Source organism: Burkholderia ubonensis subsp. mesacidophila, assembly GCF_002097715.1.
Classification (GTDB): Bacteria; Pseudomonadota; Gammaproteobacteria; order Burkholderiales; family Burkholderiaceae; genus Burkholderia; species Burkholderia mesacidophila.
In genome coordinates this window covers 2,583,602-2,595,189 of the sequence record NZ_CP020738.1, presented here as the reverse complement: position 1 = coordinate 2,595,189, position 11,588 = coordinate 2,583,602, and the positions used below count along the sequence as shown (strand labels likewise).

General features: G+C 64.9%; 12 protein-coding genes. 5 read left to right on the top strand and 7 right to left on the bottom strand.

Annotation, left to right across the window (positions count from 1 at the left end):
* Positions 1 to 80: 80 nt before the first annotated feature.
* Together B7P44_RS29140 and B7P44_RS29135 are read right to left on the bottom strand one after the other, a co-directional pair.
* A complete protein-coding gene (locus B7P44_RS29140; RefSeq protein ID WP_133117941.1) occupies positions 81 to 545 on the bottom strand; it encodes an EF-hand domain-containing protein in 465 nt (154 codons plus the stop codon).
* Positions 542 to 1,849 (bottom strand): S10 family serine carboxypeptidase-like protein, encoded by a 1,308-nt coding sequence (locus tag B7P44_RS29135; RefSeq protein ID WP_157721114.1) that lies wholly within the window; start codon positions 1,847 to 1,849, stop codon positions 542 to 544. Before B7P44_RS29135 ends, B7P44_RS29140 begins: the two co-directional genes overlap by 4 nt.
* Before the next feature lie 516 nt (positions 1,850 to 2,365).
* On the opposite strand from B7P44_RS29135, the gene B7P44_RS37785 reads away from it, so the two are divergent.
* The 4 genes from B7P44_RS37785 to B7P44_RS29120 are packed head-to-tail and all read left to right on the top strand — an operon-like array spanning position 2,366 to position 6,753.
* Positions 2,366 to 2,497 carry a hypothetical protein gene (locus B7P44_RS37785; protein WP_265341366.1) on the top strand — a complete coding sequence of 44 codons (132 nt, stop codon included), beginning with the start codon at positions 2,366 to 2,368 and terminating at the stop codon, positions 2,495 to 2,497.
* A 57-nt stretch (positions 2,498 to 2,554) separates the two neighbouring features.
* Positions 2,555 to 3,214 (top strand): lasso peptide biosynthesis B2 protein, encoded by a 660-nt coding sequence (locus B7P44_RS29130; protein WP_084909327.1) that lies wholly within the window; start codon positions 2,555 to 2,557, stop codon positions 3,212 to 3,214.
* A gap of 21 nt (positions 3,215 to 3,235) precedes the next feature.
* Positions 3,236 to 5,062: an asparagine synthase-related protein gene (locus tag B7P44_RS29125; RefSeq protein WP_084909326.1), complete on the top strand. Its 1,827-nt coding sequence runs from the start codon at positions 3,236 to 3,238 to the stop codon at positions 5,060 to 5,062.
* Positions 5,050 to 6,753 carry an ATP-binding cassette domain-containing protein gene (locus B7P44_RS29120; RefSeq protein WP_084909325.1) on the top strand — a complete coding sequence of 568 codons (1,704 nt, stop codon included), beginning with the start codon at positions 5,050 to 5,052 and terminating at the stop codon, positions 6,751 to 6,753. Before B7P44_RS29125 ends, B7P44_RS29120 begins: the two co-directional genes overlap by 13 nt.
* A 12-nt stretch (positions 6,754 to 6,765) precedes the next feature.
* Here B7P44_RS29120 and B7P44_RS29115 read toward each other — a convergent pair whose 3' ends face one another.
* Positions 6,766 to 7,593, bottom strand: a complete 828-nt coding sequence (locus tag B7P44_RS29115; RefSeq protein ID WP_084909324.1) for a hypothetical protein — start codon at positions 7,591 to 7,593, stop codon at positions 6,766 to 6,768.
* A gap of 103 nt (positions 7,594 to 7,696) precedes the next feature.
* Positions 7,697 to 8,170, bottom strand: coding sequence for a MarR family winged helix-turn-helix transcriptional regulator (locus tag B7P44_RS29110; protein WP_084909323.1), 474 nt, complete (start codon positions 8,168 to 8,170; stop codon positions 7,697 to 7,699).
* A 96-nt stretch (positions 8,171 to 8,266) separates the two neighbouring features.
* Here B7P44_RS29110 and B7P44_RS29105 point away from each other — a divergent pair, with 96 nt between their 5' ends.
* A complete protein-coding gene (locus B7P44_RS29105) occupies positions 8,267 to 8,635 on the top strand; it encodes an antibiotic biosynthesis monooxygenase family protein (RefSeq protein ID WP_084910088.1) in 369 nt (122 codons plus the stop codon).
* Positions 8,636 to 8,639: 4 nt separating this feature from the next.
* On the opposite strand, the gene B7P44_RS29100 is transcribed toward B7P44_RS29105, so the two are convergent.
* From B7P44_RS29100 to B7P44_RS29090, 3 genes are all read right to left on the bottom strand, one after another.
* A complete protein-coding gene (locus B7P44_RS29100) occupies positions 8,640 to 9,272 on the bottom strand; it encodes a LysE family translocator (RefSeq protein ID WP_084909322.1) in 633 nt (210 codons plus the stop codon).
* A 73-nt stretch (positions 9,273 to 9,345) separates the two neighbouring features.
* On the bottom strand, positions 9,346 to 10,263 hold the full coding sequence (locus tag B7P44_RS29095; protein WP_084909321.1) for a LysR family transcriptional regulator: 918 nt from the start codon (positions 10,261 to 10,263) through the stop codon (positions 9,346 to 9,348).
* 109 nt (positions 10,264 to 10,372) lie between these two features.
* Complete coding sequence (locus B7P44_RS29090) at positions 10,373 to 11,578, bottom strand: MFS transporter (protein WP_084909320.1); 1,206 nt, start codon at positions 11,576 to 11,578, stop codon at positions 10,373 to 10,375.
* Between the last annotated feature and the right edge of the window lie 10 nt (positions 11,579 to 11,588).

The following is an 11,588-nucleotide window of genomic DNA, read 5'->3' as shown; positions in this document are numbered from 1 at the left end:
GGTGTCGCGATCACGGCAGCGGCGCTTGACGCAACGAGAAGCGGCGGTGCGCCGAACGCCGGTCGGTCGCGCGGCGTTCGTTACAAGCCGGCCCCGTTGCGGCGCATGAAGTTCATGATGTCGCTGAAGCCGACGGTTCCGCTACCCGTCCCATCCATTGCGTCGAAGTTTCGTACAACGTAGCCCCATCCGGCGCGACGCGCCTGTTCTTTGGTGATGCGGCCCGCTCCTTGCACGTCGGCCGCGTCGAAACGTTGTCGGTAACGGTCGCGCAAATGTTGTAGCAGATCTTGTCCTGACAAGGGCGGTTCGGTCGGCTGCCGGATGTCGCGCGGAATCTCGATGCGCTCCGGTTGCGTGCGCTGTCGCTCCGCGCCCGGGCCATATGCGGCATTCGCTGCCGCGTCGGCGCTGGCGAGTCTCGGGGCGCACGACAGCACGCCCGTCAATGCGATGGCGAAGACGCGCGCGCGCAGCGCGGGATGGACCATGCTGCGTGGCCAAGCGGCGGCCGGGTGGAATGGGCGAGGTGTCTTGACGGTCATGATCCGGCTCCGGGGTGTCCGTAGAAATCGCGCAATGCCTGTCTCAACGGCTCGGGCGACGCTTCGGTCAGGTAGGTCATGTGCCCGCCGGCGAATGTGTACGAGCGCACCTGCGACATCTTGCCGATTCGCGCCAGTTCCAGATCGGTCTGGAAAAATGGACAGTTCAGGTCGTGGTAGCCGTTCAATGCGAGGATCTTCATATCGGGATTCTGAGTGAGCGCCGAGGCGAGATCGGGAATTGCATCGGGCAATGGCAGCCCGTCGTGCGTCCATTGCCAGGAGTCACCCGCGGCCATCGAATAGGTTGATCCGCTCCGGTAGCCGAGGAAGCCGGGGAGCAGCGTGCGGATGTGGCTTTCGAACGCGTCGCTGTATGGATCGCTCCAGTCGCCGCCGGCCGGCGTGGCGAGACGTCCGTCATTGATGTCGACGACGTATCCCGGCTTCACGTTGACGGAGTAAATGTCGGGCGTCAGGTTGAGATGATTCGCCCACAGGCTCGACGCAAGACCGGTGTAGCCGTTCAATGCCGACAACAGTGCGATGGATGGTGCGGTGCCGAGGTCGATGCTGGCCCGCAGCGCGGGCCGATACGCGTCGATGGAAAAGCGGCGAGCCTGCTCGATGTAGTCGGCGGGCGACATCGCCTCGGGCTTGTTCGACACGCGGTGATACGTGGATACCGCGGCGTAGGTCGGAACGAAACCTGTGCAATCCGGCGCACCGAGGTCGCATGCGGTGTTGAAATTCAGGATCGGCGAGTTCAGCACGACGCCGCTCACCTTGATGCCCGCCGTTTCGAGAAGATCGGCGAGCACGCCCGCGCGAATGCCGCCGTACGATTCCCCGTAGAGATAGATTGGGGATGCGCCGCGTCCGTTGACGGCGACGTAACGCGAGATGAAGTCGCGGAATACGGTCGCGTCCGCGTCCACGCCCCAGAAATCCCGATTCACGCTCGGCGCGATCGCTTGCGAATAGCCGGAGCCGACGGCATCGACGAACACGAGATCGGTCTGGTCGAGCAGGCTGTCGCTGGAATCGATCAACGGGTAGCTGCTTCCGTCCGCGGCGCGTGTCTCCGTCGAAATCCGCTTGGGCCCCCAACTGCCGAGATGCAACCAGACGCTCGCGGTAACGGGACCGCCGTTGAACAGGAACGTGACCGGACGTCGGACGGGATCAATATTGTCGACCGAGTACGCAACGTAGAACATCGAAGCGCGCTTCCCCGTATCGCGGTCCGTCGCGGACAGATGTCCCGTGGTTGCCGTGTAGGGCAGCGTGCGGCCGCCGACCATGATCTGTCGATGAACGACGGCGGCCGCTTCGGATGCATCGTTCAGCGCGGCGTCGCCGCGATTCGAGTACGAGCGCTCGTCGACGAACGGCCGGTCGATGCCGGCCGCCGGCTGTGACGCGGATGCGGGCAATGGAGGCGATTGGCCGGGTGCAGCATCATGGTCCTGACCGCCGCATGCGCAAAGCAGCGTCGTCAGTGCCGCGAGCAGCCGCCACGCATGTCGAGAGTTCGGGAGGTTGTTTTTCATTAACCGATCTTATGAGAGTAATTGATTCGAATGGTGAATTTATTTCGTGTGGAATCGGCGTGATTGATATTTAATATGAACATTTTTAATCAATTGGGAAATATTATCCGGGCTGGATTGTTGCGGATGAGGATTTTTCCAATAGAATTACTTCGGCATTACGGTTTGCTTGATAATATATGAAGCATTCGAAATGCTTGAAGTTTTTCTGTCTTCTTTTTTTGCGAATCATGTCTGGTTGTGATTTTTTGAATAAGGAGAGGTTAAATGGATCAGCAACAGGAAATCGTTGAAGTTCTGGATTTCGAAGAAGTCGAGACGGTGAATGCGACCGAGTCTACGCAAGGCACCCGGGGCGGGTCGATCCTGGAAATCGGTGCGTGGGTGTATAAGTTCTAAGCGCTTCGTTCACTGATTCGAGCCCGCCCCGTCAGTTGGGGTGGGCGAGCGGATAATATGAATAGAGATATTCATTTTGCCTGGTTCGAAAATCAGCTAATCAGCCTCGATATGGCGAGTGACGCCTATACGGTATTTTCCGAGCGGCAATCGAGGGAGTTGAGGCGCCGCGCCGACGAAGCTCGCGCGGGCAGTGGCCGTGGTGGCGAGATGGGGTTCGGCGTCGCATTGCCGAATGACGAGTCGGCGCTCGAATGGATCAGTGCTGGCCCGCGCAGCGCATATTCCGGCGTGTCGCTGAACTGCTGGATGCTCAAGGAGCGCGACGTATCGTTTTCGGCGAACGTGCTGATCGTTGCGCGAGCGCTGGCGCTGCTCCGCTGCGTGCATCGCTGCGCGAATGCCGAGCGGATGATTGGACTGAAACGCCTGATCGAGCGGAAGCGGCTTGCGCGCAGCAAGCGCAGCACGGTTGGTATCGATGTGCTGATCCGTTCGCTGAATGCAGCCTGCATGTTGTACACGAAGAAGACCAAGTGCCTTGAGTGGGGGGCGGTGCTGGTTTTGCTCGGCTTTCGCTACGGTCACGATCTTCGGCTGGTCGTCGGCGTGCAGAGCCGGCCGTTCTATGCGCACGCATGGGCCGAACTCGACGGCGAGGTGGTCGGGGACGAAAGCACGCTCCGCGATCAACTGGCGGTCATTCTCGAAATCTAGTGATTCGACGGTGCGTTGATCATGGCATATGCGGTATTGCAACCATCGATGCGGCCGGAGGCCGTATCGCGCCTGCGCGGCGAACGTGTCTGGTCGAACGAGGGCGGTTGTGTCGCGGTGTTTTTCGGCGCGTGCGAGTCCGACGGACGGCGGCCGCCGGTGTTCGGAGAAAATTCGAATGCGGCATGGGCCGTCCAGGGCCGGCTGTTTGAGCGCGACGGCGCGCCCGTGTGCGTGGAGGACATCGTGCGCACGGCGTTGATCGATCACGAAGACGTGAGCCGGCGGTACTGGGGCGACTATTCGATCATCGTGTATGACAAGCGCGCGGACCGTTTCCTGATTCTGTCGGACCCATGTGGCCAGCGATCGGTCTTCTATCATCGGGCGGCTGACGGCGCGGTCCACGTCGGCGGCACGATCGACGAACTGATCGAACCGGGCCGGGTGCCGGGGGAGCCGGATGCGCGTTATCTCAGCCAGTTCGTGACGTACGGCTGCGGAGACCCCGGGTCGACCGGATGGCGCGACATCTCGCTTCTTCCCCCCGGCCAGGCAGTGCTTTGGAAACGTCACCAGCCGCTCGAGTTCCGGCGCGCGTGGTCACCCTGGAACTGGACGGCTCGTCGTGATGGACGTGACTTCATCGATGTGCTGACCATGGTCCAGCGGTCGTGCCTGGACGGCGACGCGACGATCTTCCTCGAGTTGTCAGGCGGCATCGATTCGACGTCGCTGGCGGTCGCGTTGCGACGAGCGGATTTGCATCGGCGGACGGTTGCGGTCACGCATTTCGATCCGCTGCGCGCGTCATCGAACGAGGTGTCGATTGCACGCGCCGTTGCCGATCACTGTCAGATCGAGCATCGCACTTATCCGCTGCTTGCGCGCCTGCCGTTCACGCCGGTCGAGCGTGCGCCGACGGTGGCGATCCCGGCGACGAAGCTGTGCTTTCTCGCGCATGCGAACGGTCTTGCCGAGTCGGGCGTTCCTGGGGGCGACGGGCTCATGCTGAACGGACATGGCGGCGACGCGCTGTACCTGGCGCAGCCGCCGTTCGGCGTGCTCGTCGATGCGGCGTCGAGCCTGCGGTTCAGGCGCGTCTGGCGCGCGGCGCGCGATCTCGCGATCCATTACCGGGTGCCGCTGTGGACCGTGCTCGCGCAGGCTCGGTCCGAGGCGTCCCGCTATCTGGGAGAGCCTGCGGTCCAGCCGGCGTCGCAGGCGGTCGTACCGCCCGGTGCGCCGCGACCGATGACGGACCTGAACGGAGATATCATGCGCAGGCTATCGCTGCGGCTGAAGCCGGCGCGGCGGTACCAGATCGCGGCGACAAGCGCGATCATCGACGACGCACTCGTGCAGACTGCGCACGCGCGTCCCGTGATGCCGTTTCTGACCCAACCCATCGTGGAGCACGCGCTGGGCATGCGAATCGATGAGATGTTTTCTGCGGATCACAGCCGGCTCGCCGTCCGCCGATCGGTCTTCGCGGCTTCCGGCCTGCCGAATCTATGGCGGACCGACAAGGGAGACATCATGCATTCGGCACTCGAGGGAATCAAGGTCAATCATGCGCACGTGCGCGAGACTTGCGTCGACGGCTGGTGTGCGGCAAACCGGCTCGTCGAGCCAGACGCGCTGGCCAGGCTGATCAAGCGTGCCGCGCTGGGCTTTCCGGACGGTCTGGTGGAGATCACCCGCATCTATGCGACCGAAATGTTCGTTCGAGCGCTGAAAGATTCATCCGATGCGACGCGCGAACGCCCGGTGTCCGATGCGCGGATCGGACCGGGGAAGGCGCAGTCGGAGGCGGACGTTTCAAGAGGAATTCAATGTCCTTCGTAACGGAACTGGTCAGTGATTACGTCACGGCTTACAGGATCACGGTCAGCCGCTATCCCCGGCTGCCGGTGCATTTCATCCTCGCAACGCTGTTCATGGCGCTCGTTGCGACGTTGTACACCCTCGTGCCGTATCTGTTGCGGCAGGCGACCAATGCGCTGTCGCTCGGCGCGGTGCACGGGTATGCCGCATCGGCGGTCGTGCTGACGGCCGCGTACGGTGTGACGTGGACGGTCGCTCACGCGTGCGAGTGGCTGAAGAACATGATTGCGGCTGCCGTTCTCGCGCGATGCGACGCGGCGTTTCATCACGCGATCTACGCGCGGTTGATTCGGGTCGACTATGCCCGGCTGACGGAAATCGACCCCGGCACACTGGTATCGATCGTGGCGCGCAGCAGGGACGCGTTCAGCGCAATTTCGATGGCGCTGTTCTGGATCATTGCGCCGACGTTGTTCCAGCTGGTGCTGTCGGGCGCCGTGCTGTGGCAGGTGACGAACGGCGCATTCGCGCTCGCGTTCGTCGGTGCGATGCTCGTCCTGTTCGTCGTGACATGGGGTATCGCGAACAAGAGCAAGGGCGCGCACGCGGAGGTCTTCAGTGCGGCCGACATGCTGTCGAGCCATCTCGTCGAGAAGCTGGGCTTCATGCTCGACATCAAGCTCAATAATGCCTACGTGCGCGAGGATGCGGCGCTGCACCGGATTCTTGGCGTCTACACGGCCAAGCTGACCCGCGGCAACGCCCGCCTGGCGTTGCTGCTCGCCGCGCAAACGGTGTGCACCGGGGTGCTGCTGACGGTGTTCACCGTCGTCACGGCAGTCGAAGTGACGCGCTCGACGTTTCAGGTCGGCGACTTCGTGATGATCGTCGGCTATATCGTCGCGCTGACGATGCCATTTGCGAGTCTCGCCGCTTCGCTGTCCGATCTGCGCCGCAACCACATCGCATTGCGCGACGGCTTCGGCCTGCTGGAACTTCCGGCCGAGCGAACGGATACGCGCGCATCGTTCGATCGTTCGGCCACCGAAGTCTATCGTCTCGAGCACGTCGACGTTGCATGGAGCGGGCGGACGATGCTGCGCGACGTGAACATGAAAATCGCTCGGGGCGAGCTGGTCGTCCTGATGGGGCCGTCCGGCGGCGGAAAATCCAGTCTGGCGAATCTGATGCTGGGTCTCGCGAAGCCGGCGCACGGCACGGTGGCGTTGTACGGTGCAAACGTATGCGATGTGGCGGTCGGCGACATCGCGAGCGAGGTGGCCGTTGCGCCGCAATCGCCGCTGATCCTGACCGGAACGTTGCGCGAGAACCTAGTCTATGGCTGCGACGACGCGCCGCCCGATTCAGCGCTGCGCGAGCTGGTCGACATGCTGGAGCTGCACGAGCTCGGCAATGGCGGCGACGGCGACGTGCTGGACCGGCCGCTCGGCATCCAGGGCCGGGCGCTGTCGGGGGGCGAGCGCCAGCGCATCGCATTGGGGCGCGCGCTCGCAAGGCGCCCGTCCGTCGTGATTCTCGACGAGCCGACGTCGTCGCTCGACGGCGCCCGCGAAGCGCGGATCTTCGCCCGCATCCGGCAACGCGTGCCGACGCTCGTCGTCATTACGCACCATCACTCGCTGTTGAAGCTCGCCGACCGGGCCTATCGCCTCGAGGATGGCACGGTCCGCGAATTCGTTCCGCTGTCGTAAGCCGGACGCGCGTCAATCGCAGAGGATGTGCAGCGCCGCCGCATCGTCCCGCGATTTCATCTCGGGATGGACGTAGTTTTCCTCGTGGTGTCTCAGGCGCGCAAACAACGCCGGGAGGCCGTTGCTCGACACGAAGTCGATGACGTCGCCCTGATCGACGAGGCCGTAGTATTCCCACGCGCGCGATACGCCGTCGGTCCCCAGCAGCACCTGGCATGGCGCGGCGAAAGTCTGCCGGATGTGCATGCCGTTCGCGGCGCTGTCGGGATTGAGCGTCAGCGCGGTCGTATTCCGGTTGTGCTGTTGCTCGATGCGACGCTCGCGCTGACGCGCCAGTTGTTCGCCTGAGAATCCCGAACGCGGCCGCCATTGAATCCGCGACGCGGTCGACCGGAAATCGTTGACCGCGGGCGCCGGCTCGTCGCTGCGGCCCGCGCCGAACAATGCGAAGCAGTCCGCGTACTGGTGAATGTCCGCGACGACGTGGTCGCCGGAGCGTTGCAATTCGACGATCGTGCACGCCGCGGCCGGATAGGCCCACAGCGGCGTATCCGGGGACAACGACAGATAGCGCCGCCGCAAATCTTCCAGCACCGGACGAAGCCGGGCGGCGTCGAATTCCCGTTCGCGCAGCTCGTGCGCGAGGTACGCGGAGAGCTCCGCCGCGAACCAGTGCGCGTCGGACCGATCGCCGAACGTGGTGAACGGATGGTCCGTCAGGAACGATGCGCCGTCGATCGCCCATGCGTTGAAGCGGTCGCCGCGCTGCACGTGACCGAGGACATCTTCGGACGCGATGCACGCGCAGGGGTCGGAAAGCGTGGAAAGGATTCGGTACATGTCGAGTGCCGGTATGCGGTTGTGGAAGGGGCTGCGCCGAGCGACGCGCAGGCTTCAAGGGCCGATCCTGAAGGTGCTCTTCAGCACGTCGCGACGCTATGCGCTAGTTTGGTTCGCTGCCGTCGGTCTCGTCCAGGTTCCTGCGCAGTCCCGCGATGACGCGCCGCGTCGCCTCGAGATCGTCCACCGACAACCCGTCCGACAGACGGTTCACCCACGCGGCCTGCAGGCTCATCGCCGCGTCGAACGCCTGCTTGCCGCTGTCGGTCGGCACGACGAGCTGCGCGCGCCGATGGTGCGGGTTCACTTCGAAGCGCACCAGTCCTTCCGCTTCCAGATCATTGACGATGCGCTGCACATTCTGGCGGTTCGCACCGAGATCGCGCGCAATCCACGCGACCGGCTGCGGCTGCCCGGCGCCGGCGATCGCGCCGAGAATCTGCCAACGCGCGCTCGTCAGCCCGAGCCCGGCGACCAGCCGGTCGCCGGACGCCAGCATCCGGCTGTTGAGCCGGAAGAAATCGAGAATGAAATCGGTCAGGATCTCGCCTGCCGGCGTACGTTTCGCTTTTCTCATCTGTCACCATCAATGCATATTGACATCATGATGTCGATTTGCTATACATGTGTCATGTCGAATTGACATCATACAACCAAATTGATGGAGCCGATCATGCCACAGTTTCGCCCGCTCGATCCCGCCTTTCCGATCGACCGCCAGCTCGCCGAGGAGGTCGCGCCGGTCGTCCTCGTCAACGTCTTCACGCTGGAGCCGGCGGATGAACAGACATTCCTGCGGGTCTGGCAGGACGATGCCGCGTTCATGAAGCGGCAGCCGGGCTTCATCTCGACGCAATTGCATCGCGCGGTCGGCGAGCGTCCGACGTATCTGAACTATGCAGTGTGGGAGTCCACCGCGCACTTTCGCGCGGCGTTCACCGATCCGGCGTTTCGCGCGAAGCTGTCCGCGTATCCGGCGTCGGCGGTTGCGTCACCGCACCTTTTTCAGAAGGTGGCGGTGGAGGGAATCTGCGTCGCGTGAACGCTTACGCCTGCCGGGACGTGAGCAGCCGGATGCCCAGCCCGACGAACAGCAGGCTGCTCGCGCGCTTGAGCGCGTGCACCCAGCCGGTCATGCCGAAGCCGCGATGAAACTGGTGCACGCCGGCCGAGTAGACGCTGTGGACGAGCACCACCATGCACGCGATCGTCAGGTACATCACGGCGAATTGCATCGGTAGCGGGCGGTCGTGCGCAATGAACTGCGGCATGAACGCGGACAGGAAGACGAGCGTCTTGGGATTGCTGGCCGACACCAGCAGCGCTTCCCGGAACAGCTTCTTCCGGTCCGGCATCTCGTGCGGCTGCATGCGGGTCTGCGCATCGGCCCCGGTGCGCGGGCCGCGCAGTTGCCTGACGCCCAGCACCATCAGGTACAGCGCGCCGACGACCTTCATCGCGACGAACAACGGCGGCATCGCGGCCAGTACCGCGCCGACGCCCAGCGCGACGAGCACGACCACGAACAGTTGCGCAACCAGATTGCCGGCGATGGTCGCGGCCGTGCCGTGGCGGCCGTAGCGCACGGTATTCCGGACGACGAGGAGCACGTTGGGCCCCGGCGACAGCGTGGTGACGAGATAGGCTGCCGCAAAGATCATCCAGGTCTGAACGGACATGCGTCGCTCCGTGAAGTCGATGCCGCGTGTGGGGATGCAGGGATGATGCCACGCCGGCGCCGCGATGCGCGCGTCAGTCTTCCGCGCAGACGGCGCGCAACGCGCGATCCAGGAACGCCAGCGTCGCGCCCACCTTCGGCAAGCGCTCCCGGTGACGCGCCCAGATCAGGTTGACGGGCAATCCCGCCGTCGCGCATGCGGGCAGCACGTCGACGAGTTCGCCGCTGCGCAGCGCGTCGCGGATCATCCAGGTCGCCAGCTGCGCGACTCCGTAACCGGCCTTCACCGCCTGAACCTGCGCTTCGCCGCTGCCGACGACGATCCGGCCGTTCATCGTGCGGCGTTCGACCTGCCCGTTCGGGCGGGCCACGACCCACGGACTCACGCTGCCGTCCGCGCGGCCGTAGGTCACGCAATCGTGGTGCTCGAGATCCGCCACCTCGCGAATCGCCGGACGCTGCTGCAGATAGCGCGGCGCCGCACAGAAGATCACGCGCTCCCGGCAGATGGTCCGATGCGCGAGCAGGTTGGAAAGCAGGTCGACGCCGCCGATCCGCACCGCGACGTCGATGCCTTCCTCGACCGGATCGACGAAGCGGTCGGTGAACGACGCGTGCAGCTTCAGGCGCGGATGACGCTCGGCGAATTCGAGCAGCAGCGGCAGCACGTGCAGGTGGCCGAACGTCACCGGCACGTCGACGCGCAGGCGGCCGGCCGGTTCGACGTGCTCGGCGGCGAGGTCGATTTCGGCCGCTTCGAGGTCCGTCAGGATGCGGGTGCAGGTGCGATGGAACGCCTCGCCCGCGCCGGTGAGCGCAAGGCGGCGCGTCGTGCGCTCGAAGAGCCGGGCGCCGAGCCGCGCTTCCAGCCGCGCGATGGTCTTGCTGACGGCCGAGGTCGTGAGATGGAGCCGTTCCGCCGCGGCCGTGAAGCTGCCGGCCTCGGCGATGGCGACGAAGACTTCGATACCTTTGAGACGTTCTGTCGACATCGGCGCGGGCGATAGGTGGACGAGGGCTCAATTCTCCATGCATTTCCCGTCGCTTGGCGAGATTGCCGTTTGACCGTGGTCAGGGCCCGGGGGGAGCGCGGCGTATTCGCTATTGCCCGGCAACGCCCGGCGAGCCGAGGCCGGCGTCGACGCGCGCCGGTCGGCGGCGGCCGATGGCGAGCGCAATCAGCGCGGCGAGCAGCGCGATCGCGGCGGCGACGTAGCCGACGTTGGCGAGCGCGCTGTGCTCGATCGTGTAGCCGCCGACGATCGCGCCGAGGCCGATGCCCGCGTTGGCCGCGGACACGTTCAGCGTGCCGGCCAGCGCCTGCGCATGCGACGCGGCTTTCATCACGCGCACCTGGCAGACCGGGTAGAGCGCGGTATAGGCGATGCCCCAGACGGCCAGCGCCGCGCCCAGCCAGCGCGTCGAGGACGCGAGCGGCATGCTCGCAGCCATGCCGATGCCCAGCAGCAGCACGAAGGCGGCGGTTGCGCCGGCCGGATGGCGATCGACGTAGCGTCCGCCGAGCCAGTTGCCCGCGAGTCCGACTGCGCCGAAGCCCATCAGCCACCAGCCGACCTGCGCGGGCGGCACGTGCGCGACGCGTTCCAGCAGATCGGCGAGATAGGTGTAGGCCGTGAACATCGCGGTGAACACGACGACCGACAGCGCGACGTTCGCGATGACATGCCGGTCGCCGAGGATGCTCAATTGCGCCGCGATGCGCATGCTTTCCGGCCGCGCGCGGGCAGGCATGAAGGCCGCGAGGAGCGCGGTCATCACGAGCGACAGCACCGCGAGCCCGAAGAACGCGCCGCGCCAGCCGATCGCGTTGGCCGCGACGGTGCCGAGCGGGATGCCGAACAGCGTGGCCGCGGCGATCCCGAGATAGACCTGAGAAACCGCGCGGCCGGCCTGACCGGGGCCGGCCAGCTGGCTCGCCGTTTCGCTCGCGGTGCCCCAGAACACGGGCAGCAGCAGTGCCGGGATGAAACGGGCGATCGCGAGCACCCACGGATTCGGCGCCAGCGCCGCGAGCGTGTTGGCGGCGGCGAACACGCACATGATCGCGACGAACAGCCGCTTGCGCTGGACGTGCGACAGGGCCGCGGTCAGCAAAGGGCCGAACAGCATCACCGTGAATGCGAACAGGGTGACGAGTTGTCCGGCGGTGGAAATCGAAATCCGGAAGTCGCGCGCGAGCGCGGGAAGCAAGCCGACGATCAGGAATTCGGTGGTGACGATGACGAATGCGGAAATCGCGAGCAGCGCGATGGACAGGCTGCGTGGGGAAGTGTCGAGGTCGGACATGGGATACGGT